Raw genomic sequence first — 24,349 nt, 5'->3', positions numbered from 1 at the left:
TCCAGTATCAACCGGACCGTTTCATCCTCACAGTGACATTCGGTCACCACACGTGGCGCGAGGGGTCAGAGCTTGCGGGAGCGCAGCTCGTGACCGCGGGAGGTCTTGCAGCGGCCGGTGACGAGGTCCCACTGCCAGCCGTGCAGGTTGCAGGTGAGGCTGGTGCCCTCGACGACGCCGAACTTCGACAGATCCGCCTTCAGGTGCGGGCAGCGGCGCTGGATCTCGAAGCCGCCCAACTCGATCGACGCGGAATCGTCGTGGGCCTCGGCGAACCAGCCGTCCGCGTAGGCGATCCGCTCGTCGGTGAGGCACTTGAAGAACGTGTACAGGAATTCGTTGTAGCCACCCACCCGCCACGCCTCGAACCGGGTGGACAGGAAGATGGTGTTCACCCAGTCCGGCTCGTCGTCGCGCAGGACCGTGCGCACCAGCTCCGGGGGAATCCGGAAACCGTAGCGGTACTTGCCTTCTCCCTCGATGGGTTCGCGGACGACCCGCTTGGGGAAGTCCAGCACGACCGTCTCCTCACCCATCACGAGGCCGACGGGGTAGCCGATGCCGTCGCAGATCAGATCGGACTGCGCCATGATCGGCTCGAACTTCGCCTTGAGCGGACCGATCAGCGGCTCACCCTCGGCCGGGGCCCACGTCGCCTTCTCGGCCTCGAGCACCGGGGCCAGGCGCTGGGCCATCTCCTCGATGTACGCGGCCTTGTCGGTGAAGATCTTCTCGACGTCGGCATCGGGAAGCGGATGGGTCAGCGTCATCGACTCGCTGCCGTGCACGTCGAGGACCGAGCCGGGGATCATCAGCACGCCACCGTCGTTGCCGTGCAGGCGCATCTGCTCGAGGAAGACCCGCTGGTCGGGGAAGATGTTGCCCTCGTCGCCGTGGTCGTCGTTGAGGTGGCGCAGCGCCGGATCGAGGAACACCGGCGGACCGGCCGACGGGACCACCCACGTCGCACCGACCTGGTCGATGTAGCTGCGGCAGCGATCCATGCCGCGCTGGCGCTTCTGCTTGCCGAAGTTCGCCTTGGTGCGCTTCGGGATGTCGTAGACCATCGGGTACCAGATCGCGCCCGAGTACTGCAGCAGGTGGACGTCGATCGTCCCGAACGCCTCGAGCATCGTGTCCATCTCGACCGGGCGGGCGTCGTTCATGTTGAACACCGTGGTCTCGCCGTCCGAGACGACGAGACCGGAGTCGCCGATCGGCCCGTCCGCGGGCGCGCGCAGAGCGATGATCATCACGTCCAGCTCGCCCTTGGGTCCGCTGACGGTGTGCTTGACGGAATCGGTCGTCTCGAGGAACTTCGTGAACCCGAGCTTCTCGAGCTCGCGGCGCAGGTCCGGAACCGGGAAGTCGGGCAGCAGTACCGTCGCGTCCTTGCGGACGTGCTTGCTCAGGTTCTCCGGGTCGAAGTGATCCTTGTGCAGGTGCGAGACGTACAGGTAGTCGACGTCGCCGAGCGCACCCCAGTCCAGCTGCGTGTTGTCCGGGAAGGGGAACCACGACGCGAAGTACGCGGGGTTGACCCACGGGTCGCACAGGATCGATCCCGCTTCGGTCTGAATGTGGAACCCGGCGTGTCCGACGCTGGTGATCTGCACTTCGTTGCCTCCTGACGTGCTGACCGACGTACCTCCCAGGGTAGGGGGACGCCGGTGGGGCGCCTCGCCCAGGCAGCGAACCCGGGCCGGATACGGGCCATTGATCCCGAATCGGGCGGGCCCGCAGACATCGAGCAGAGCCCGCCGGCGCCGATCCGGCTACTCTGACCGACTGTGGAACCCTTCTACCGGACCGTCATCGGCCTCGCCCGGACCGTCTTCGCCGCCCAGGGACTGAAGTTCACCGTCACCGGCGCCGAGAACATCCCCGCCGTCGGTGGCGCGGTGATCGCCATGAACCACGTCGGCTACATGGACTTCACCTACGCCGGCCTGCCCGCCCGCACTTCCAAGCGCTACATCCGGTTCATGGCGAAGAAGGAGGTCTTCGACCACAAGATCTCCGGTCCCCTGATGCGGGCCATGAAGCACATCCCCGTCGACCGCGCCGACGGCGCCGACTCCTACCGCGCCGCCGTCGACGCGTTGCGGGCCGGTGAGCTGGTCGGCGTGTTCCCCGAGGCCACGATCAGCCGCAGCTTCGAGATCAAGGGCTTCAAGACCGGTGCCGCGCGGATGGCGCTCGAGGCGAACGTCCCGATCATCCCGGTCGTCCTGTGGGGATCGCAGCGGGTGTGGACCAAGGGCCACCCGAAGCGGCTCGGCCGCACGAAGACGCCCATCTCCATCGCGGTGGGCGAGCCCATCCGGCCGTACGAGCCGGCATCGGAGCTGACCGCGGAGTTGCACAGCACGATGGAACGCATGCTGCGGGAGCTGCAGAGCAGCTACGTGCACGAGCCCGGTGCCTACTGGGTGCCCGTGCGGCTCGGCGGCACCGCTCCCACGCTCGCGGAGGCCACTGCGCTCGACGACGCCGACACCGCCGCACGCAAGGCCCGCCGCGCGCAGAAGGATGCCGGCACCGACGGGTGACGGCCGCACGGCGCGCTGACTCCCGGATGCGCCGCGCCGCGGGGGACCGGCACAATGGCGAAGTGAGACGAGATCTGCCGAGCCTGGTTGCCACCGACGTCGACGGCACCCTCATCGACGACGAGGAGCGCGTCTCGGACCGGACCCGCGCAGTAGTACAGGCCGTGGTGTCCTCCGGGACGCCGTTCGTCCTGGCCACCGGCCGTCCTCCACGATGGATCCCGCCGGTGGTCGAGCAACTCGGCTTCGCGCCCCTGGCGGTGTGTGCCAACGGTGCGGTGCTCTACGACAGTGCCGCCGACCGGGTTCTCAGCGCCGCCGTGCTCTCCGCGGACGAGCTGGCCTGGGTTGCCGACGTCGCCAACAGTGTGCTGCCCGGCTGCGGTCTGGCCGCCGAGCGGATCGGGGCCAGCGCCCACGATGCTGCGACACCGCAGTTCGTCAGCGCCCCCGGCTACGAGCATGCGTGGCTGAATCCGGACAACACCGAGCTCGCCGACCACGAGGTGATCGCCGAGCCGGCGGTCAAGCTACTGATCCGGTTGGCGTCGGCGACGAGCCACGAGATGGCCGAGGCGCTGGCTCCGCAGCTCTGCGGCATGGTGGACGTCACCTACTCCACGGACAACGGCCTGATCGAGATCTCCGCCTCCGGTGTGACGAAGGCATCGGGCCTGCATCTGATGGCCGAACACCTGGGGGTGGCCGCCGACGGGATCGTCGCGTTCGGGGACATGCCCAACGACATTCCGATGTTGTCGATGGCGCGCCACGGGGTCGCGGTGGAGAACGCGCACCCGGACGCGAAGGCGGCCGCGGACGAGGTCACCGCCACCAACACCGAGGACGGGGTGGCCCGCATCCTCGAGCGCTGGTGGCGGTGACGGATCGATCGGTCAGGGCGCCGGAGCAGGGGCCGGCGCTTCCGGGGACGGGGCCTCGGGAGCGGGAGCCGGAGCCGCGGGAGCCGGGGCCTGTGCCTGTTCGTACGCGTCGTTGTAGGCGCGCAGCACCTTCGTCACCGCGCCGGTGAGCTCGTTGAAGATCAGCGAGCCGAACTCGAAGTCCGAGCGCCAGCCGTCCGGGACGCGGTACTCGTCGCTGGTCGGCAGACCGAGTTCACCCGCGTCGAGGCCGCTGCGCTGCCACGTCTTGTAGATCTCGCCGAGCACTGTCCACACGCCCCCGTTCGGCGAGGTGTAGATGGCGCCGTTGACGAACTCGGCGCGCTCGTACCCTGCCTTCGCGGGCAAGACGCCGGACACAGCAGCCCCGAGACGGCCGGTCTCGCCGCCCTCGGCGATCCACTTCTGGGCCAGCGGCGAGTTGTCGGTGAGCCGGATCAGCTCTCCGACGAGGTCCGCGACCTTCTCGGTCGAGCCGGTGTCGGGCAGGCGGTCCGCCGATCCGGTGTCGGGCAGGCGGTCCGCCGAGCCGGTGGCCGGGGCCCCCGCGTCGACGTCGGGCACCTGTTCGCGCGGGTTGTCGGTGACGAGGTCGGACGAGTCGTCGCTCGGTGTGGACGGCGTGGTGCTCTGCCCGGCGGCGGTGGCCGCGGCGATGTCGCGGATCTCGTCCATCTTCGAGTAGCCGGAGTCGCCGGGACAGCTGGTGTTGCCGACGTCGCGGTGCGCGAAGATGATCGGCAGGTCGACGGCCGCGCCCTGCGGGTACGGGGTGAAGGACGTGCCCTCCGAGTACATGGTGGTCTCGCCCTTGGGGTCGAGGCCCGCCTTTGCGAGGCGCCAGCCGAGGAAGCGGCCCACCGCGTCGACCGTTGCCTTCGGAGGCTCCACGTTGGAGAAGTCGCCCATCATCGCGATGCCGACGGTGTTCTCGTTGAAGCCACCGGCGTGTGCGCCCTGCACGGGCTTGTCCAGGCCGCCGGCGCGGCCCTCGAAGATCTGGCCGTAGCGGTCGACGAGCACGTTGTAGCCGACGTCGCACCAGCCCAGGGTCTGTGCGTGATAGGCGTAGATGGCGCGCACGATCTCCGCCGATTCGGCCTTGGAGTAGTCGTTGTTGCCGGCGGTGTGGTGCACGGTGGCTCCGCCGAGCGAGTCGTCGTAGGTGGCGTCCTGGCAGCGGATGGACTCGTCGGCGCCCCACTGCGCTCGGGTGATCACCTTCGGCCCGGACCCTCCGACCGGACCGGCGATGTCCTCGAGCGCGGCGTCGGCGCTGCTCGACCCCGGGTCGATGAGCACGGCACTGACGTCCTCGGTGGCGGCGCGTTCCTGCGCGTGCAGGGGCCGTGAGGACGACGCGGGCGCATAGCCCAGCTCCGGCTGCGCGGGTGCCGGTGCGGGTGCCGGTGCCGGAATCTCGGCGCCGGCGAGTGTCGGTTCAGGCCCCGGGCGCGGGGTGAGCAGCACCTGCACGACCTTCGTGGCGCCGACGTAGATCGGTTCGGTGCCGGCCCGCTCGTCGGGCGTCTGGTCGTCGCGGCTCGTGTCGATCGGTTCGGTGGCCGTCCACGGCCCCCAGCTGCCGTCCTCCCGCTGGGCCCGGATCCGTGCGTCGGTGTCCGCGACGTCCTTGGCGGCCAGCGCGATCATGCTGAACGGGGCGTCCCGGGTGAGCTGCTTGACGGTCGCTCCGATGCGGTCGACGACGTCCGCGGCCGCGGGAGCCGGTGCCGAGGTGGTCGACGGGGCGGGCGCGGCGATCTCCGGCAGCCCCGCGGCGAGTTCCCTCAGGCTCAGGTCGGGCAGGTTCAGGCCGGTGAGTTCATGGATCGGGATCACGATGTCGGGCACGGATGCGAGGACGACCTCCGCGATCTCGGGCGGTACGACGGTCGGGACGGACTCGTTGGTGGAGCGGACGTCCGATGTGGTGCTCGTGACGCCGTAGACGGCGAATGGGCTGGCGACGGCCAGGGCGGCGACGGCACCCAGGACGATCGACGGCTTCGGTCGGCGATGCGGCACGGTGCTTCTCCCTGTCGATGTTCGCGGCGGTCCTCGGCGGCCGGGCGGCGCTCGGCCGAGGCCGAGGAGCCGGCTCGAATCGAACCGAATCCTCCGTCATCCGGACGACCCGGAGTGCGGAACGGCCGAGAATCGTGTGCAACTTGTGATTCTGCTGTTACTGGTGTGACTGTTGTTGCTTCATCCAGTCACTCTTGCCACACTAGTCGCAGACAACCTTAAGCCTCAACCTGAGCTTGAGGATCCGTCTCGAATGTCCGATACGCGCGGACCTGCGTCCGGGCGGCACACGGTGCGAGAACGAGGGAGTGCAGCGCATGCCACGAATGTCCATCCGCCGGACCCACCGCCGGCGGCGTCTCGTCGTCGGACACCCCCTCCGCAACGGCTGGCGACCCGCCACGGCCCGCGCCGCGGCCGTCGGTCTCGCGCCCGCGCTGCTGATCGGCGCGGCAGTCGGTGGGGTGATGCACGTGCGCACCGCCGGACCTGAGGTGACGCAGGCCGTCGCCGCCGACACCCCGTTCACCTTCGTGGGCTTCGGCCACGGTCACGGACGCGGCATGGGCCAGTGGGGTGCCTACGGCTACGCCTCGCAGCACGGGTGGTCCGCCGATCGCATCCTCGGCCACTACTACGGCGGCACCACCCTCGGCGCCCTCCCCGAGAACACCATGATCGCGGTCCGGCTCGTCGGGCAGGACGACGCGCCCCTCGACGTCTACTCCGACACCGGGATGACCGTCGCCGGCCGGCAGACCGGGCCCGGCGAGGCTGCCCACCTGACGCCCACCGCCGACGGGGGAGCGGACGTCGTCGTCACGGCCGGATGTTCCGGCGAGGTGCTGTGGCAGGGCCGCGCCGACCTGCCCTGGGTCGACCCCGCCGACATGGGTGAGGCCCGGCCCGCCGCCGAACACCTGAAGCTCTGCGGCAACAGTGCCCCCTACCGTGGCTCGCTCGGTGTCGTCCTCGACGGCTCGGCGCCGCGCACCGTCAACCGGCTGTCGATGGAGGACTACCTGCTCAGTGTCGTCCCGGCCGAGTCGCTGCCCAGCTGGGCCGACACCGGCGGTGCCGAGGCGCTGCGTGCGCAGGCCATCGCCGCCCGCTCCTATGCCGCGGCAGAGAACCGCTCACCGCTGTGGCAGACGTGCGACAGTCAGAACTGTCAGGTGTATGCGGGATCGAGCAAGGAGGACCCCCGCACGAACGAGGCGGTGAACTCCACCCGCGGCACCGTCCTCATGAAGGACGGCAAGGTCGTCGCCAGCGAGTTCTCGGCCTCGACCGGTGGCTACTCGGCCGGGGGCGTGTTCCCCTCCGTCGAGGACCTCGGTGACGCCGTCGCGCCCAACCGGCAGTGGGCGAAGACGATGACCGCCGGGGAGATCGGCACGGCCTTCGGGATCGGTGAACTGCAGGCGTTCGAGATCGTCGGCCGCAACAACCTCGGTGCCGACGGCGGCCGCGTCACCCACGTCCGCATCGTCGGTGCCGATCGCACGGTCGAGACCACGGGCGCCGAGGCGCGCGCCAAGCTGGGTCTGCGCTCCGACTGGTTCACCGTCCAGGAGGGTGCGGAGGCCGCGGTTCCGCCGTCCACTCCCGCACCCGAGCCCGGTCCCGAGGTCGGCGACGAACCCTTCGAGACCGGCCAGGGCTCGCCCATCGAGGAGAAGTACCTCGAGCTCGGCGGACACGACGGAGCGCTGGGCACCCCGGTCGGCCCGGAACTGATGTTGCCCGACGAACGCGGCAAGTTCCGCGTCTTCACCGGCGGCATCATCGTCTGGACCCCCGACCTCGGCGCGCAGGTGATCGACTCGAGCATCATGCGCGAGTGGCTGCCGGGGACGGGAAGCGCCGAGTAGCACCCGGTTTCGTGGCCGAATGTCACATTGCGTCGATCCGATCGATGCGATGTGACATTCGGCCAAACCCCCGGGTCGGGGGAAAGCTATCCGCAGGCGCCGAGCGCCGCGAGCATCCCGTCGACCGACGCCGCCCAGCCGAACTGCTCCGCTCGACGACGTGCGGAGCGGCGCAGGACATCGTCCGGGCCGCAGAGTATTTCGTCGACGGCCTCGGCGAACGCGGGTCCGCGATCGGCCGACAGGGCGCCGCAATCGGGGGTGAGGATCTCCGTCAGCGCCGACGAGCGCGAGGCCACCACCGGCGTGCCGGCGGCCAGCGATTCGAGCGCCGACAGGCAGAACGTCTCGTGCGGGCCGGGGGCCAGCGACACGTCGGCGGTGGCGAACAGCGCGGCGAGCCGGCCGGCGTCCCTGATGAATCCGGTGAACGTCACCGGCAGTCCTCTGGCCTTGTGTTCCAGCGCATGTCGTCTCGGGCCGTCACCGGCGACGACGAGGTGCACGTCGTGCCCGCGACGACGCAGCAGACGCGTCGCGTCGATGCTGCGCTCGACCTTCTTCTCGACGGACAGCCGGCCGCAGTGCAGCAGCAGCCGCACCGAGCCCGGTACGAACCGCTCGCGCAGGCTCCGATCGTGACGGTCGGGATGGAAGCGGTCGAGATCGACGCCGAGCGGCACCCGCACGAGGTTCGGCGTTCCGATGCGGGTGAATTCCGCACCCGCGAACTCCGTCGTGCACACCACCGTGTCGTAGTCCGCGGCCATCCGGCGGTTGGCCAGGTCGGCGGCCCGGCGTGCGGCCGGCGACGGCAGCGCCTGGCCGAGCAGGCGGTCGAGCCGCTCGTGGGAGACGACGACGCTGCGGACGTCGCGGCGTCGCGCCCACCGACCGAACCCGCGCAGGGTCAGCCGGTCCGACACCTCCACCGCGTCGGGCCGCAGGCCGCGCAGCATATCCGCGACACGCCGCGGGTCGGCCACCCGGTATCCGCCGGTCCACGGCACGACCGGCGCCGGAACGGTGATCCGCAGGACCCCGTTCCCGAGCAGTTCCTCGCCGCGCCGGGCGCCGGGCACCACCAGCGCGACCTCGTGCCCACGCGCGACGTACCCGCCGCCCCACTGGTGCAGCGCGGTGCGCAGGCCGCCGGACCGGGGACCGTAGAAGTTGGCGAGCTGAACGATGCGCACCGGTCTCAGTGAGCCGCACCGCGGCGACGGGCGCGCCAACGACGCCGGGCGGCGCGGTGAACGTCCGCGGAAACCTCCCGCGCCGCGGCGGTGGTTCCGGAGCGTGCGCCACGAGGTGGCAGTTCCCGCCCACCCGCGACGGTTCGCCGGGGCCGGCGTCAGGGCGACGGGGGGGACAGCTTGTCGACGAGAGCCAGGCCGTCGTGCGCCCATTCGATCTCGGCGGTCGCGCGGTCGACGAGCCCCTGGTAGGCGAATGCCTTGTAGGCGATGATCCGTTCGTGTTCCTGCGCGGGGTATTTCTCGATGCGAGTGGCGATGGTGGGGTGGGAGGCGTCGAGGATCGAGGCGCGCATGGCGGCCCATCGAGCCCGTTGCTCGGTGTAGTAGTCGATGTGCCGCTGTAGGTTCTCGCGGACGCAGTCGGGGTCGGCCCACTCGAAGTAGGCCGCTCGCATGTGCGGAGCGTCGCGGATCGGCCCGTAGTCCATCGGGGCGTTGATCCAGTCCCGGAACGCGCGGATGCCGTCGTCGGTGATCGAGTAGCGGGTCTTGGTGCTGTTCGGTCCCCAGCGGACCTGCTCGCCTTCGATCAGGCCCTCCTTCTCCATCCGGCGGAGTTCGGGGTAGATCTGCGAGTCCGGGGCGTGCCAGACGAAGCCCACCGAGCCGCCGAAGCGTTTGGCGGCGTCGTACCCGGTGAGGGGCTCGGCTGTGAGCAGCGCCAGCAGGGCATAGCGGAGGCTCATCTCGTCCTCACCTCTCGTTTCGGGGGCAGGTCTTGCCAACCACTATATCGATAGTTAGTGTGTGGTTCACGTCACCAACTATCTATGTCGATAGGTAGTCTTTCCGCTCATCCCGAAGGAACGACATGACCGATCTGGGGCCCGCCGGGGCGACCGCGAAGAACATGGCCTACCCCCTCGACGCCTGGTACGTCGCAGCCTGGGACCACGAGGTCGGCAGGCGCGAGATCCTGGCCCGTACCATCGCTGGCACACCGCTCGCGCTCTACCGCACCGAGGACGGCCGGCCGGTGGCCCTCGCCGACGCGTGCTGGCATCGCCTCGCCCCGCTGTCGATGGGCACCCTCGTCGGCGCCGACGGAATCCAGTGCCCCTACCACGGCCTGCAGTTCAACTCCGCCGGACGGTGCACCCACATGCCCGCCCAGCAGACGATCAACCCGTCCGCGATGGTGGCCTCGTACCCGGTCGTCGAGCGGCACCGCTTCGTGTGGGTGTGGCCCGGTGATCCGATGCTCGCCGATCCCAGCACCATCCCCGACATGTTCCAGATGGATTCACCCGACTGGGCCGGCGACGGGCGCACCATCGACGTGCAGGCCAACTATCAGCTCGTGCTCGACAACCTCATGGACCTCACCCACGAGGAGTTCGTGCACTCGTCGTCGATCGGGCAGGACGAACTCAGCGAATCCGATTTCGTCGTCACCCACGACGACCGCACCGTCACCGTCACCCGGTGGATGCACGACATCGACGCGCCCCCGTTCTGGCTGAAGAACATGCGCGACAAGTTCCCCGGCTTCGAGGGCAAGGTCGATCGCTGGCAGATCATCGAATTCCAGGCGCCGTCGACCATCCGTATCGACGTCGGGGTGGCGAAGGCCGGTACGGGCGCCCCCGAAGGCGACCGCAGCCAGGGCGTCAACGGATTCGTGATGAACACCATCTCGCCGGTCGACGAACGCACCGCCCTCTACTTCTGGGCATTCATGCGCAACTACCGGCTCGACAGCCAGCTCATCACCACGCAACTGCGCGAGGGCGTGCACGGCGTCTTCGGGGAGGACGAGGCGATGCTCACCGCCCAGCAGAAGGCGATCGAGGCGAACCCCGGCCACGAGTTCTACAACCTCAACATCGACGCCGGCGGCATGTGGGTGCGCAGGATCATCCAGCGCATGATCGAGGCCGAACGGATCGTCGCTGCCGGCACCGCGGTCCCCGAGGCGGTGCGCTGAGATGAGTGCCACCAACCAGGCCTCCTGGCAGCGCGGCCGCGTCGTCTCGATCGACCCTGCGGCCGACGCGATCGCCCGGATCGTCCTCGCCCTCGACACCCCGGTCCGAGCCGAACCCGGATCCCACGTCGACGTGCGCCTCGACACCGGCGAGGTGCGGTCCTACTCCCTCGTCTCCGCAGGCGCCGACGGCCGGACCGTCACCCTCGGTGTGCACCTGTCCCCGACCTCGCGGGGCGGATCGCGATTCATGCACGCGCTCCGACCAGGCGACGAACTCGACGTCACCGCACCGCTGCAGAACTTCCCGTTGCGGATCGGCGCGCCGCGCTACGTCCTGCTCGCCGGCGGAATCGGCATCACGGCGATCTCCGCGATGGGCACGGCGCTGAAGGGGGTCGGCGCCGACTACCGCCTCGTCTACGTCGCCCGCACCCGCTCGGCGGCGGCCTTCCTCTCCGAACTGGCCGGGCTCCACGGGGACCGGCTCGAGCTGCACATCGACGACGAAGGCACCGGCCTCGACGTCGGCACCCTGGTCGGCGGCGTCGATGCCCGCACCGAGTTGTACATGTGCGGGCCGATCCGGCTGATGGACGCGGTCCGTCGCGCCTGGGTGGACCGTGAGCTCCCGCTGCCGAACCTCCGTTACGAAACCTTCGGCAACAGTGGCTGGTTCGACGCCGAAGAGTTCGTCGTCAAGGTTCCCGACCTCGGCGTCGAAACCACCGTCGGAACCGACGAGTCCCTGCTGGACGCACTCGAACGTGCCGGTGTCGACATGATGTTCGACTGCCGCAAGGGCGAATGCGGTCTGTGTCAGGTCGGTATCGCCGCGGTCGACGGCACCGTCGACCACCGCGACGTCTTCTACAGCGAAGAGCAGAAGACGGCCGCGACGAAGTTGTGTGCCTGCGTGTCGCGAGTGGTGCGCCGTCCCGGCGCCCCGGCCGTGCCCGGCACCGTCACCCTCGCCGTCCACTGACGGCCTGGTCATCGGATACACCCTCCCTCAAAGGAATTCGGCATGGACCTTCGTGCTCGCATCGACACGTCGCCGATGCGCCCCTACCAGTGGCTGATCGTCGCCCTGTGCGTAGTGCTCAACATCCTCGACGGCTACGACGTCATGGCCCTGGCCTTCACTGCCAAGAGCATCGGCGCCGACTTCGCGCTCGGCGGCTCGGCGATCGGTGTGCTCCTCAGCGCCGGACTGATCGGTATGGCCGTGGGCGCGATCACCCTCGCCCCGGTCGCCGACCGGGTCGGCCGCCGGCCGCTCATCCTCCTGTCGGTCGCACTCGCCACCGCCGGAATGGCGCTGTCCGCCACCGCGGGATCGGCATGGCAGCTCGGAACCTGGCGGGTGCTCACCGGTCTCGGCATCGGCGGAGTGCTCGCCTGCACCACCGTCATCGCCAGCGAATACTCCTCGGCGCGCTGGCGCGGCCTGGCCATCAGCATCTACACCGCCGGGTACGGGGTCGGCGCCACTCTCGGCGGATTGGCCGCCGTGGGCCTGCAGACCGAATACGGCTGGCGGGCAGTGTTCGTCGTCGGTGCGGTGCTGACCGGAACGGTGCTGGTGCTGTTGGCTGCGCTGCTGCCGGAATCGATCGAGTTCCTCGGCGCCCGCGGCCGAGACGGCGATCTCGCCTCGATCAACCGGATCGCCCGTCGTATCGGCCAGGACCCGATCGACTCGCTCGACGGCTCCACCCGCGGCGCCGGGGCGGGGGCCGGCCGCATCGCGGACCTCTTCACCGGAAGCCGCGCCCGCCCGACCCTGCTGTTGTGGGCGGCGTTCTTCACCACCATGTTCGGCTTCTACTTCGTCAATTCCTGGACCCCGTCGCTGCTCGAGACGGCCGGGCTGACCAAGGATCAGAGCGCGACCGCCGGCATGATGCTCACCCTCGGCGGCACGGTCGGCTCCGTCCTGTTCGGCGTCCTGGCCAGCCGGTGGTCGACCCGGTCCGTCCTGATCACCTTCACCGGCCTGTCGGCGGCGGCCATGGCCGTGTTCATCGCCTCGATCTCGGTACTCGCCGTCGCGTTCGCGCTGGGAATCGTGATCGGCGGTCTGATCAACGGCTGCATCGCCGGTCTGTACACCCTCGCCCCGTCCCTCTACGGCCCGCGGGTGCGCAGCACGGGCGTCGGCTGGGCCATCGGCGTCGGCCGCGCCGGCGCGATCCTCGCCCCCACTGCCGCGGGCATGCTGCTCGACGCGGGCTGGTCGCCGGCGCAGTTGTACTTCGCCGTCGCCGGCGTGGTCGTCCTGGCCGCAGTGGCGCTGCTGCTGCTGCGACCGGCACGCACCCCGGCCGCGACCCCGGACGCAACGACACCGGACGCAACGACACCGGACACAGGGGCACCCGCGACGGTCTGACGCACCGCCGTCACGGCAACCGTCCGGTCCAGACGGCCTCGGCGCCGGACTCGCCGACCCGGACGGTCTGCACCGTCGCACCCACCGCGGCGACGACGGCCAGCGCGGCCGCGACGACGGTCAGGGCTCGTCGCCCGCTGCCGTCGCCGCGGCCGCGCAGCACGTGCGCACCCGTGAGCAACATCGTCGCGGCGAACAACAGTACGACGACGAGGGTCATCGTCTCGCCGAGTTCCTCGTGCGTCTCGATCAGCGGAGACGGGCCCAGGACACCGGCGAGCTGCTCGCCGGTCTCGGCGGTGATCGGGGTCAGGACCAGCGCCGCGGCCGCGAGCACCACGACCGGCCACAGCAGGCGCCGGCGCGCGGCCGGCCACAGTGCACACAGGACCAGTCCCAGCGACACCAGGGGCACCAGAACGACGACGCCGTGCACTAGCAGGGGGTGGGCGGGCAGTCCGCTGATCAGTGTCATACCGCTCAGTGTCATACCGCTTCTCCTGTCGGCCGGGACGTCAGGAGAACCGTAGGCGCGGATCCGGACGAACGGGACCGGAATGCACTTGACGTTGACGTTGCGTCAAGACGCATCCTGGGGATACCCGACGAGAGAGGCCCGCGAATGAAGGGCGAGTGGTCCATCCAGGAACTGGCCCGCGCGGCCGGCGTCACCAGCCGCACGCTGCGTCACTACGGCGACGTCGGCGTGCTCGAGCCCAGCCGCACCGGCCCGGGCGGCATGCGGTTCTACGACGCCGACGCCCTGGTCCGGTTGCAGCGCATCCTGCTGCTGCGCGACCTGGGATTGGGCCTGCCGGCCATCGCGGAGGTGCTCGAAGGGCACCGCGACGCCACCGCGGCGCTGCGCGTGCACCTGGAACTGCTCGAGCACGAGCAGCGGCGGCTGGCCCGGCAGATCGAGTCGGTGCGCACCACCATCCGCAGAACCGAGAGAGGTGAGGAACTGATGGCAGACGAAGTATTCGACGGGTTCGACCACACGCAGTACCGCGACGAGGTGATCGAACGCTGGGGCGCGGACGCCTACGAGAGCAGCGACCGCTGGTGGCGGGGGATGAGCGACGACGAGCGCGCCGACTGGAAGACCGTCGCCGCCCGCCTGGGCGCGGACTGGACGGCCGCCGCGGCCGCCGGTCTCGACCCCGCCGGTCCGGAAGGACAGAACCTGGCCCGTCGCCACATCGCGTGGCTCGGCAGCATCCCTGGCACCCCCGGGTACGGGGAGGAGCCGAACCGGGACTACATCCTGGGCCTGGCCGACATGTACGTCGCCGACGAGCGGTTCGCCGCGAACTACGGCGGCCCGGACGGTGCGAAGTTCGTCCGGTCTGCCCTGCGGGCCCGCCTCGCCTGACTCGTGTGTGTTTCCGGTCGCTCCCGCTACCGGAAACGCGCACGGGCGCGCGGGTCGCCTACCCTGGTCTTCCGTGACCGCTGCACCCTCGCCCCAGCCTGCCACCGGTGAGCACGACCTGATCGTCGTCGGCTCCGGGTTCTTCGGACTGACGATCGCCGAGCGTGCCGCCACGCAACTCGGCAAACGCGTGCTCGTCGTCGAGCGCCGCCACCACCTCGGTGGCAACGCCTACTCCGAGCCCGAACCCGAGACCGGGATCGAGATCCACAAGTACGGTGCCCACCTGTTCCACACCTCCAACAAGCGGGTGTGGGACTACGTGAACCGGTTCACCGACTTCACGAACTACCAGCACCGCGTGTTCGCGATGCACAAGGGCCAGGCCTACCAGTTCCCCATGGGGCTGGGGCTGGTGTCCCAGTTCTTCGGCCGGTACTTCAGCCCGGAGGAGGCCCGGGCCCTGATCAGGGAACAGGCCGCCGAGATCGACACCGCGCAGGCGCAGAACCTCGAGGAGAAGGCCATCTCCCTGATCGGCCGGCCGCTCTACGAGGCATTCGTGCGCGACTACACCGCCAAGCAGTGGCAGACCGACCCGAAGGAACTGCCCGCCGGCAACATCACCCGGCTGCCGGTCCGCTACACCTTCGACAACCGGTACTTCAACGACACCTACGAGGGTCTGCCCGTCGACGGTTACACCGCGTGGCTCGAGAACATGGCGAAGGACGAGAAGATCGAGGTGCGGCTCGACACCGACTGGTTCGAGGTGCGCGACGAGATCCGCGCCGCGAGCCCCGACGCCCCCGTGGTCTACACCGGCCCGCTCGACCGCTACTTCGACTACGCCGAAGGCCGGCTCGGCTGGCGCACCCTCGACTTCGAGACCGAGGTGCTGCCCACCGCGGACTTCCAGGGCACCCCGGTGATGAACTACAACGACGCCGACGTGCCCTACACCCGCATCCACGAGTTCCGGCACTTCCACCCCGAGCGGGACAGCTACCCCACGGACAAGACCGTGATCATGCGCGAGTACTCGCGCTTCGCCGGCAACGACGACGAGCCGTACTACCCGATCAACACCCCGGAGGACCGCGCCAAGCTGACGGCCTACCGGGAGCGGGCCAAGCAGGAGGCCACCGAGAACAAGGTGCTGTTCGGCGGCCGGCTCGGCACCTACCAGTACCTCGACATGCACATGGCCATCGCGAGCGCCCTGAGCATGTTCGACAACGCGCTCGCGCCGTACTTCGAATCGGGCACCCCACTGGCGGGGGACGCCTCGTGAGCGCCCGGCACCTGCTCGTCGAGCCCGACGCACCCGTCGACGAGCGGCTCGGCAAGGCACTGCTGCAGCGGGTGATCCTGCCGCGTCCGGGCGAACCGCTCGACGTGCGCACCCTCTACCTGGAGGAATCACCCACCAACGCGCGGCGCGCCCACGCCGTCGGCCGGACGTCGCTGAACATCGGCGCCGAGTCCGAGGTGTCGATGTGCACCTACTTCAACGCCTTCCCGGCGAGCTACTGGCGACGGTGGAGCACCCTCACCTCCGTGGTGCTGCGGCTCGAACTCACCGGGCACGGCCGGGCCGACGTGTACCGCTCGAAGGCCGACTCGAGCCGTATCCACGTCGAGGGCCGCGAGTTCTCCGCCGCGCACGACGCCGCGACGGTCGAGTTCGAGATCGACCTCGGCCCCTTCGAGGACGGCGGCTGGATCTGGTTCGACATCACCACCGACTCCGACGTCACGTTGCGCTCGGCAGGGTGGTACGCGCCAGTCGAGGCGCCCGGCGAGGCGTCCGTCGCCGTGGGCATCCCCACCTTCAACCGCCCTACGGACTGCGTGAAGGCCCTGGTCGCCCTGGCCTCCGATCCGCTGGTCCTCGACGTCGTCGACGCCGTGATCATTCCGGACCAGGGCACGCGCAAGGTTCGTGACGAGCCCGGCTTCACCGAGGCGGCGGCCGAGCTCGGCAACCGGCTCGCCATCCACGACCAGGGCAACCTCGGCGGCTCGGGCGGCTACAGCCGCATCATGTACGAGGCGCTGAAGACGACCGACTGCCCGTACATCCTGTTCATGGACGACGACATCGAGCTCGAGCCCGACTCGATCCTGCGCGCTCTCGCCCTGTCCCGGTTCGCCAAGACCCCGATGCTCGTCGGCGGTCAGATGCTCAACCTGCAGGAACGCAGTCACCTGCACACGATGGGCGAGGTGATCGACCGGGCGAACTTCATGTGGACGGCGGCGCCGAACGTCGAGTACGACCACGACTTCTCCACCAAGCCGCTGCGCGACCGCGAGCAGTCGAAGCTGCTGCACCGGCGCATCGACGTCGACTACAACGGCTGGTGGATGTGCATGATCCCGCGGCAGGTGGCCGAGGAGATCGGTCAGCCGCTGCCGCTGTTCATCAAGTGGGACGACGCCGAGTACGGGCTGCGGGCGCGTGCCGCCGGCTACCCGACCGTCACCATGCCGGGCGTCGCGATCTGGCACATGGCGTGGAGCGACAAGGACGACGCCATCGACTGGCAGGCGTACTTCCACCTGCGCAACCGTCTCGTCGTCGCGGCGCTGCACATGCCGGGCGACGGACGTGGCCTGGTCCTCGACACCGTCAAGGCCACGCTCAAGCACCTGCTGTGCCTCGAGTACTCGACGGTGGCGATCCAGAACAAGGCGATCGAGGACTTCCTGGCCGGCCCGGACCGTCTGTTCGAGCTGCTGCCGACCGCGCTCGGGGAAGTGCACGCGCTGCGCAAGCGGTTCTCCGACGCCGTGGTGCTGCCGTCGTCGACCGAGCTGCCGCTGCCGTCGGGCGCCGAGGTCGGGGCGGTCGGTGAGCCGCGCGGAGCCGTCGGCAAGATGGTGCGCCTCGCCAAGGGCCTGGTGCACAACGTGCGCCCGGCGCATCCGGAACACCACGAGCGCCCGCAGCTGAACGTGCCGACTCTCGACGCCCGCTGGTTCCTGCTGTCGCAGGTCGACGGTGTGACCGTGACCACCGCGGATGGGCGCGGCGTCGTCTACCGTAAGCGCGACCCGCGGCAGGCGCAGGCGCTGCTGTCCGAGGCCGTGCGGCTGCGCCGCGAGCTTGCCCGCAGGTTCCCCGAGTTGAAGGACGAGTACCAGGCCGCGGTTCCCGCCCTGACGAGCAAGGAGGAGTGGGAGCGTGTCTTCGAATCGTGAATGGCCGACCACCGAGGCCGAGATCCAGGTGCTGCAGGTCGTGCAGTCCACGGTCGGTTCGCGTCCCGGGGCCCTCGCGGTGGCCCGGGGGATGTCGCACTTCGGTGAGCACGCCTTCGGCTGGGCGGTGATCGGCGGTATCGGGGCCCTGGTCGACCGTCCGCGCCGGCGCCGCTGGGCCGGTGTCGCGATCGGCGCCGTCGGCGCCCACGCCGCGTCCATCGCGGTCAAGCGGGTGGTGCGGCGGCCGCGGCCCGTGGACCCGACCGTCCAGGTCAACGTGTCCACGCCGAGCCGGCTCAGCTTCCCGTCCTCGCACGCCACCTCGACGACGGCCGCTGCGGTGCTGCTCGGCCGGCTGACGGGGCTACCCTTACCGGCGGTGTTGGTCCCGCCGATGTTGCTGTCCCGCCTCGTGCTCGGAGTCCACTATCCGACGGATGTGCTGGCGGGGGCTGCGCTCGGCGCCGCGTCCGCCGCGGCCGTAGTGCGGGCCGAGAAGAAGTTTGGAGAGAGATGAGCGAGGAACCGGTAGCCGTCGCGGCACCTCCGAAGAATCTGCCCGAGGGCATCGTCAAGGCGGTCCGCCCCCGGCAGTGGGTGAAGAACGTGCTGGTGCTGGCAGCGCCGCTCGCGGCCGGCTCGGCGACCGAACTGGACGTCCTGATCCCGGTCGCCCTGGCCTTCGTGGTGTTCTGCATGGCCGCCTCGGGCATCTACCTGGTCAACGACGCGATGGACGTCGAGGCCGACCGCGCCCACCCGACCAAGCGGTTCCGGCCGATCGCCGCCGGCGTGCTGCCGGTGAACCTGGCCTACGGAATGGCGGTGGTGCTGCTGGTCGGCGCGATCGCGCTGTCCTTCCTGGCGAACTGGCAGCTCGCGGTGGTGATGGCCGTCTACATCGGCATCCAGCTCGCGTACTGCTTGGGCCTCAAGCACCAGCCGGTGCTGGACATCTGCATCGTCTCGTCCGGGTTCCTCATCCGCGCGATCGCCGGTGGTGTGGCCGCAGAGATCCCGCTGTCGCAGTGGTTCCTGCTGATCATGGCGTTCGGTTCGCTGTTCATGGCGGCGGGCAAGCGGTACGCGGAGCTGCGGCTCGCGGAGCGGACGGGCGCGAAGATCCGCAAGTCGCTCGAGTACTACACGGGCACCTACCTGCGGTTCGTGTGGACGTTGTCGGCGACGGCGGTCGTCATCTGCTACGGCCTGTGGGCGTTCGAACGCGATCAGGCCAACGACACCAACTGGTTCGCGATCTCGATGGTTCCGTTCGTGATCGCGATCCTGCGGTACGCGGTCGACGTGGACGGCGGGGAGGCCGGCGAACCCGAGGAGATCGCCCTGAAGGACCGGGTGCTGCAACTCCTCGCGGTGGCCTGGATCGGGGCGGTCGGCGGTGCTGTCTACCTCTTCTGACCTCGACGAGGATCTCGACGCCCCGGCCCGCCGGGCCCGGCCGGCCCACCGGGACGGCGTGCGGCCGTGGGTACCGACCGCGGTGTTCTCCGGTGGCGTCGCACTGACGGCCCTGCTGATGTTCTGGGGCGCGTGGGAGCGCCGCTGGATCGCCGACGACGGCCTGATCGTGCTGCGCACCGTGCGCAATCTGCTGGCGGGCAACGGCCCGGTGTTCAACGCCGGCGACCGCGTGGAGGCGAACACGTCGACCCTGTGGACGTATCTCGTGTACGCGATGGGCTGGCTCACCGGTGTGCGGCTCGAGTACGTGGTCCTGGCCACGGCGCTCGTGTTGTCGACCGCGGCGGTGGTGCTGGCGATGCTCGGCACGGGCCGGCTGTACCGGTGGCGGCTGCGGGGCAGCGGTGCCACCTTCCTGCTGGTTCCCGCCGGCATGTTCGTCTACATCGCGGTGCCCCCCGCGCGGGACTTCGCCACCTCCGGCCTCGAGAGCGGACTGGTGATCTGCTGGATCGCCCTGGTGTGGCTGTTGCTCATGCGGTGGGCGACGGCGCCGGGGGTCCCGTCGGCGCCGTCGGTGCTGGCGACGGCGTTCGTGGCCGGCCTCGGCCCGCTCGTGCGTCCCGAACTGGCGCTCCTCGCGCTCCCGGCCCTGCTCATGCTCTTCCTCGCCGCGGGCCTCACGTGGCGGGTGCGGATCGCGATGGTGGCGGTGGCCGGTGCTGTGCCGGTGGCCTATCAGATCTGGCGGATGGGCTACTACGGACTGCCCTACCCGAACACGGCGGTGGCCAAGGATGCGGGCGGCGCGAAGTGGGCGCAGGGCTTCGAGTATCTCGGGAACCTGGTGAGCCCGTACCTGCTGTGGCTGCCGTTGCTGTTCCTGTTGCTCGGCGCCGTGCTCGCGTGGCGCTCCCTGACACCGCTCGCAGCGGGTGCGCCGAAACGTGAAATCCGTCACACGGAAGCGCCGTTCGTGGTCCGCGCGCAGCGGGCGTTGCGCACCCCGTCCGCCGTGGTCGTCTTCATGCTCGGCGCCGGACTGTTGCTCACCCTGTACGCCCTTCGGGTCGGCGGCGATTTCATGCACGGCCGCGTGCTGCTGCCGCCGCTGTTCTGTCTGCTCGTTCCCGTCGCTGTGATTCCCTTGCGTCTTCCCGCGCGCGCCGAGATCGGCCGCAATCGCACGACGGCCGTCGCGGGTGCGGCAGGCGCGTTGTGGCTCGGGGTGGTGGTGTGGTCGGCGATCGCCGCGAACACCACCGGAATGCCCGAGGGGGCGGTGGTGGGCCGTTCCGGGATCGTCGACGAGCGGGCGTTCTACGCCCTCAACACCGGCCATCTGCATCCCGTCCGGGCCGAGGACTACCTCGACTATCCGCGCATGCGGGCGATGGTCGAGGCGATCTCGAACACCCCCGACGGCGGACTGCTGCTGCCGACACCGTCGTTCGACGCCTGGGACGTCGTCCCGCCGCCGGAACCGGTACCGCCGGGCGGTGCCGGCCACACCGTGTACTTCCTCAACCTCGGCATGACCAGCATGAACGTCGGGCTCGACGTGCAGGTGCTCGATCAGATGGGGCTCGCATACCCGTTGGCGGCGCACACCGAGCGGCTCGAGGACGGGCGCATCGGGCACGACAAGCTGCTCTACTCCGACTGGGTCGTCGCCGACACGGGGATGGTGGATGTGCACCCGTGGCTGCCCGCCTACCTGGACGAGGACTGGGTGGCGCAGGCGCAGGTGGCGCTGACGTGTCCGCAGACGCAGGAACTGCTCGCGTCCTCCCGCGCGGAATTGACCTGGCCGCTGTTCAAGCGAAATCTTCGCAATTCGTTCGAATATGCGGACTATCGACTCGACCGGGTGCCGAAATACGAGATCCAGCGCTGCGGCCTCGAGCTTCCGCCCCCACGTGACGGGGGCTGAACGCGGGCGTCCGGGCTGCGAATCACACCGGCGTCGTTTCGTTCCGGGCGGCCCGGAGTAGACCGCCGGAATTATCTCGGTATGATCACAGCCGATAACGGACGAGTAACGCATCGGCAGTGTGGGCCGATATCGAAGCCGACACACGGTTCGTCGACCTGGGTTACCAAGGGTTTGTCAGAGCCCACGGTGTCCTTTACAGTCTTGACCGCAGTGTGACTTGTGACGGCCCGCTCGGTCGTCGCCGCCGGTATCCGACGGGGGACGCGCACGCGGACGCCGCAGATCGAGAAAGAGAGCATTGTTCATGCGTTTTGTCCCGAGGTTGTCGCAGCGCCTCCGCAGGCGCGTGCTCGGCGTGGGCGCCGCAGCCCTCGTTCTGCCGGTTGCCGCCGGCGTCGCCGGAAGCACCGCCGCGCTCGCCGCTCCCGCAGCCGCCACCCCAATCTCGCACCGGGCACCGGCCGGTGGGTTCGAGGAAGTCTTCGTCGACTCCGACATGGGCCCGATCAAGGTGCAGATCCAGTGGGCCGCCCGCGGCGGTGACGCGGCGCTGTACCTGCTCGACGGCTTGCGCGCCCGGGACGACGCGAACGCGTGGAGCTTCGAGACCAACGCGCGCGACCAGTTCGCCAACGACAACGTCACCCTGGTGATGCCGGTCGGCGGCCAGTCGAGCTTCTACACCGACTGGTACGCGCCCAGCAACCTCAACGGCCAGGACGTCACCTACAAGTGGGAGACGTTCCTGACCGAGAACCTGCCGGACTACCTCGCCACCCGCGGCGTCTCCCGCAGCAACAACGGCATCCTGGGCCTGTCGATGGGCGGTAGCGCCGCGCTGACCCTGGCCGCCTACCACCGCGACCAGTTCAAGTTCGCGTCGTCGCTCTCCGGATACCTGAACCTGTCGGCTCCCGGCATGCGTGAGGCCATCCGCGTCGCGATGCTCGACGCCGGCCGCTTCAACGTCGACTCCATGTGGGGCCCGCCGTGGAGCCCGGCCTGGCTGCGCAACGATCCGTTCGTGTTCGCGCCGAAGCTCGCCGGCCTGTCGATGTACATCTCGGCGGCCAGCGGCCTGCCCGGTCAGCACGACAACCCGCAGGGCCTGGTGGGTGTCTACAACACCGCCAACGCCATGGGCCTCGAGGCGCTCGCCCTCGCCCAGACCCGTGCCTTCCAGATCAAGCTGGCCACCCTCGGCATCCAGGCCCGCTTCGACTTCCCGGCGCGCGGCACGCACTCCTGGAAGTACTGGGAAGAGGAGCTGTGGAAGGCTCGTCCCCAGATCCTCGAGGCACTGAACGCCTACTGATCGCGCCGAACCACCCGGCACACACTGACGGTCCGCATGCCGCCCCACGACCCGAGAGGGACGAGGGGCGGCATGCGCCGTTTCCCGGATAGTTGACAAAAACCACAGCCGTCACAGCGCGGCACCCCCACCCGGCGCCCGTTCACGTGTAGAAACAGTCTTCGAGACGCGGGGCCCGGTCGCCCGTCGACGCCCCAGCAACGCAGAAAGTGAGCGATGCCGATGCGAACTGTGCTTGGCGGACGTCGAACCGTGCGCGCCCGGCAGCCGGTGCCGCCCGCACGACGGAGCCGGCGGGTCCTCGGGGCGGTCGCCGCAGCCCTCGTCGCCCCGCTCGTCGCCGGAACCCTCGCCGTCGGTGCCGCGTACGCGGTGCCGGTGGACCGCAGCGAGCCCACCGCCGCGCAGGCCCCGTCCGGGGTGACGGTGCAGCGGGTGGACTGGCTGACCGACCGGCGCGTGGCCCTGTGGGTGAACTCGCCGGCGATGGGCACGCCCATCCAGGTGCAGTTGCTGCTGGCCCGGGACTGGAACATCGAACCGGAAGCGCGGTTCCCCGCCGTCTACATGCTCGACGGCCTGCGCGCCCGCGACGACGAGAACGGCTGGACGATCGAGACGGACGCCGAGGCCTTCTTCGCGGACAAGAACGTCAACGTCGTGCTGCCGGTGGGCGGACAGTCCAGCTTCTACGCCGACTGGGTGGACCAGAACAACGGGCGCAACTACCAGTGGGAGACGTTCCTCACCAAGGAACTTCCCCCGATCCTCGAGGGCAACTGGCGCACCACGAAGGAGCGCGGCGTCGTCGGCCTGTCGATGGGCGGCACCGCCGCGATGTTCCTGCCTGCGCGCAACCCCGGCTTCTTCAAGTTCGCGGGGTCGCTCTCCGGCATCCTGACCACCACGACCCTCGGCATGCCGCAGGCGATCCAGTACGCGATGCAGGACGCCGGCGGCTTCGACTCGTCGGCCATGTGGGGTACCCCCGGCGGCGAGCAGTGGGCCGCCCACGATCCCTACCTGCTCGCGGACAAGCTCGAGGGCGTGAGCCTGTACGTCTCGAGCGGCAGCGGCAGCACCGGACCGTACGACCAGCCGTCGGGTGTCCCGGGCGTGAGCACGAACTATGCCGGCATGGGCCTCGAGATCCTGTCGCGGCTCACCTCGCAGGCGTTCGCCACCAAACTGAACAAGGTCGGCATCCCCGCGCAGGTGGTCTACCGGCCGTCGGGCACCCATTCGTGGCCGTACTGGGAATTCGAGCTGCACCAGCTGTGGCCGCAGCTCGCCAACGCCCTCGGCGTGGAGGTCACGAAGCCGAACTGCAGCGCATCCGGCGCGATCGGCGACGCCGCCGCCCCGTGGATCGGCGACTGCCTCACACCGGAGTACGCCGTCGCGGGCGGGCGCGTCCAGGACTTCCGCTTCGGCCGGATCTTCTCCTCCACCGAGGGCGGCGCCCGCCCGGTGGCGGGTGCCATCGGCGGGGCCTACCAGGCCGCCGGGGGGCCGGCCGGTCCGCTCGGCTACCCGACCACCGAGGAACGTGGCACCCCCGACGGCCGCGGCCGGTTCAACCACTTCCAGCACGGCTCGATCTACTGGACCCCGCAGACCGGGGCGCACGCCGTGCGCGGCGCCATCCGTGACGAATGGGCGCGCCAGGGCTGGGAGGGCGGTCCGCTCGGCTACCCGGTGGCCGACGAGGTGGCCACCCCGAACAAGCCCGGCGTGGTGCAGGGCTTCGAGATCGGCGCCCTCTACTGGACCGAGCCGCTCGGCGCCCACGCCGTGCAGGGGATGATCATGGGTAAGTACGCCGAACTCGGCTACGAGAACAGCTGGCTCGGATTCCCGAAGACCAGCGAGATCCCCGTCAAGGACGGCGGCCGGTTCAACGAGTTCGAGGGCGGCAACATCTACTGGAGTCCGCTCAGCGGCGCCTGGTCCGTCCGCAACGGGCCCGTGTTCGACGCGTGGAAGAGCGCCGGCTACGAGAACGGTCGCCTCGGCTTCCCCGTCGGCGACGAGTTCCCCATCCCCGGCGGTGTCCAGCAGAACTTCCAGGGCGGATTCGTCACGGTGGTCGACAACGTGGCCACCGTCCGCCCCTAGGATCGTCACCCGCAGTTCCGGTGCCGCTGCGAC

General features: G+C 69.7%; 19 protein-coding genes. 14 read left to right on the top strand and 5 right to left on the bottom strand.

Going from position 1 to position 24,349, the window contains the following annotated elements:
- Window positions 1–65: 65 nt before the first annotated feature.
- On the bottom strand, window positions 66–1,616 hold the full coding sequence (locus QYS60_RS25415) for a Rieske 2Fe-2S domain-containing protein (protein WP_371384609.1): 1,551 nt from the start codon (window positions 1,614–1,616) through the stop codon (window positions 66–68).
- 174 nt (window positions 1,617–1,790) lie between these two features.
- On the opposite strand from QYS60_RS25415, the gene QYS60_RS25410 reads away from it, so the two are divergent.
- Window positions 1,791–2,552, top strand: a complete 762-nt coding sequence (locus QYS60_RS25410; protein ID WP_003937175.1) for a 1-acyl-sn-glycerol-3-phosphate acyltransferase — start codon at window positions 1,791–1,793, stop codon at window positions 2,550–2,552.
- A gap of 62 nt (window positions 2,553–2,614) precedes the next feature.
- On the top strand, window positions 2,615–3,436 hold the full coding sequence (locus QYS60_RS25405) for an HAD family hydrolase (RefSeq protein WP_289379604.1): 822 nt from the start codon (window positions 2,615–2,617) through the stop codon (window positions 3,434–3,436).
- Between the two features lie 12 nt (window positions 3,437–3,448).
- Here the strand turns inward: QYS60_RS25405 and QYS60_RS25400 are convergent, their stop codons facing one another.
- Window positions 3,449–5,485, bottom strand: coding sequence for an N-acetylmuramoyl-L-alanine amidase (locus tag QYS60_RS25400; RefSeq protein ID WP_289379602.1), 2,037 nt, complete (start codon window positions 5,483–5,485; stop codon window positions 3,449–3,451).
- A 326-nt stretch (window positions 5,486–5,811) separates the two neighbouring features.
- On the opposite strand from QYS60_RS25400, the gene QYS60_RS25395 reads away from it, so the two are divergent.
- Window positions 5,812–7,359: a SpoIID/LytB domain-containing protein gene (locus QYS60_RS25395; RefSeq protein ID WP_371384610.1), complete on the top strand. Its 1,548-nt coding sequence runs from the start codon at window positions 5,812–5,814 to the stop codon at window positions 7,357–7,359.
- Window positions 7,360–7,445: 86 nt separating this feature from the next.
- Here QYS60_RS25395 and QYS60_RS25390 read toward each other — a convergent pair whose 3' ends face one another.
- On the bottom strand, window positions 7,446–8,555 hold the full coding sequence (locus QYS60_RS25390; RefSeq protein WP_289379601.1) for a glycosyltransferase: 1,110 nt from the start codon (window positions 8,553–8,555) through the stop codon (window positions 7,446–7,448).
- Between the two features lie 158 nt (window positions 8,556–8,713).
- Window positions 8,714–9,304: a PadR family transcriptional regulator gene (locus QYS60_RS25385; protein ID WP_289379600.1), complete on the bottom strand. Its 591-nt coding sequence runs from the start codon at window positions 9,302–9,304 to the stop codon at window positions 8,714–8,716.
- Between the two features lie 125 nt (window positions 9,305–9,429).
- Between QYS60_RS25385 and QYS60_RS25380 the strand changes: the two genes are divergently transcribed.
- From QYS60_RS25380 to QYS60_RS25370, 3 genes are read left to right on the top strand one after another with little or no spacing between them, the layout of a single operon-like run.
- A complete protein-coding gene (locus QYS60_RS25380; RefSeq protein WP_289379598.1) occupies window positions 9,430–10,545 on the top strand; it encodes an aromatic ring-hydroxylating dioxygenase subunit alpha in 1,116 nt (371 codons plus the stop codon).
- A 1-nt stretch (window position 10,546) separates the two neighbouring features.
- Window positions 10,547–11,530, top strand: a complete 984-nt coding sequence (locus QYS60_RS25375) for a PDR/VanB family oxidoreductase (protein WP_289379596.1) — start codon at window positions 10,547–10,549, stop codon at window positions 11,528–11,530.
- A gap of 42 nt (window positions 11,531–11,572) precedes the next feature.
- Window positions 11,573–12,940: an MFS transporter gene (locus QYS60_RS25370; RefSeq protein WP_289379595.1), complete on the top strand. Its 1,368-nt coding sequence runs from the start codon at window positions 11,573–11,575 to the stop codon at window positions 12,938–12,940.
- A 10-nt stretch (window positions 12,941–12,950) separates the two neighbouring features.
- On the opposite strand, the gene QYS60_RS25365 is transcribed toward QYS60_RS25370, so the two are convergent.
- On the bottom strand, window positions 12,951–13,415 hold the full coding sequence (locus tag QYS60_RS25365; protein ID WP_289379613.1) for a DUF2231 domain-containing protein: 465 nt from the start codon (window positions 13,413–13,415) through the stop codon (window positions 12,951–12,953).
- A 147-nt stretch (window positions 13,416–13,562) separates the two neighbouring features.
- Here QYS60_RS25365 and QYS60_RS25360 point away from each other — a divergent pair, with 147 nt between their 5' ends.
- The 8 genes from QYS60_RS25360 to QYS60_RS25325 all read left to right on the top strand — a co-directional run bounded on the left by QYS60_RS25360 (window position 13,563) and on the right by QYS60_RS25325 (window position 24,316).
- Entirely contained in the window at window positions 13,563–14,315 is a 753-nt protein-coding gene (locus QYS60_RS25360; RefSeq protein ID WP_289379593.1) for a MerR family transcriptional regulator, read from the top strand.
- A gap of 73 nt (window positions 14,316–14,388) precedes the next feature.
- Window positions 14,389–15,609, top strand: a complete 1,221-nt coding sequence (gene glf / locus QYS60_RS25355) for a UDP-galactopyranose mutase (RefSeq protein ID WP_003937164.1) — start codon at window positions 14,389–14,391, stop codon at window positions 15,607–15,609.
- The gene (locus QYS60_RS25350) at window positions 15,606–17,522 is read left to right on the top strand and encodes a glycosyltransferase (RefSeq protein WP_003937163.1); all 1,917 of its coding nucleotides are present in this window, start codon (window positions 15,606–15,608) and stop codon (window positions 17,520–17,522) included. The genes glf and QYS60_RS25350 overlap by 4 nt, the downstream gene beginning before the upstream one ends.
- A complete protein-coding gene (locus QYS60_RS25345; RefSeq protein ID WP_003937162.1) occupies window positions 17,506–18,042 on the top strand; it encodes a phosphatase PAP2 family protein in 537 nt (178 codons plus the stop codon). The genes QYS60_RS25350 and QYS60_RS25345 overlap by 17 nt, the downstream gene beginning before the upstream one ends.
- Entirely contained in the window at window positions 18,039–18,944 is a 906-nt protein-coding gene (locus QYS60_RS25340) for a decaprenyl-phosphate phosphoribosyltransferase (RefSeq protein WP_054372879.1), read from the top strand. Before QYS60_RS25345 ends, QYS60_RS25340 begins: the two co-directional genes overlap by 4 nt.
- Window positions 18,925–20,880, top strand: coding sequence for a flagellar motor control protein ZomB (zomB, locus tag QYS60_RS25335; protein WP_371384608.1), 1,956 nt, complete (start codon window positions 18,925–18,927; stop codon window positions 20,878–20,880). The genes QYS60_RS25340 and zomB overlap by 20 nt, the downstream gene beginning before the upstream one ends.
- Window positions 20,881–21,187: 307 nt before the next feature.
- Window positions 21,188–22,198 (top strand): alpha/beta hydrolase family protein, encoded by a 1,011-nt coding sequence (locus QYS60_RS25330; protein ID WP_029540191.1) that lies wholly within the window; start codon window positions 21,188–21,190, stop codon window positions 22,196–22,198.
- 252 nt (window positions 22,199–22,450) lie between these two features.
- The gene (locus QYS60_RS25325) at window positions 22,451–24,316 is read left to right on the top strand and encodes an alpha/beta hydrolase-fold protein (RefSeq protein ID WP_371384607.1); all 1,866 of its coding nucleotides are present in this window, start codon (window positions 22,451–22,453) and stop codon (window positions 24,314–24,316) included.
- Window positions 24,317–24,349: the final 33 nt, after the last annotated feature.

Origin of the sequence: Rhodococcus sp. GXMU-t2271 (assembly GCF_041414735.1) — a bacterium.
GTDB lineage: Bacteria > Actinomycetota > Actinomycetes > Mycobacteriales > Mycobacteriaceae > Rhodococcus > Rhodococcus indonesiensis.
The sequence above is the reverse complement of the archived record's forward strand: the minus strand, read 5'-3'. Positions and strand labels throughout refer to the sequence as shown.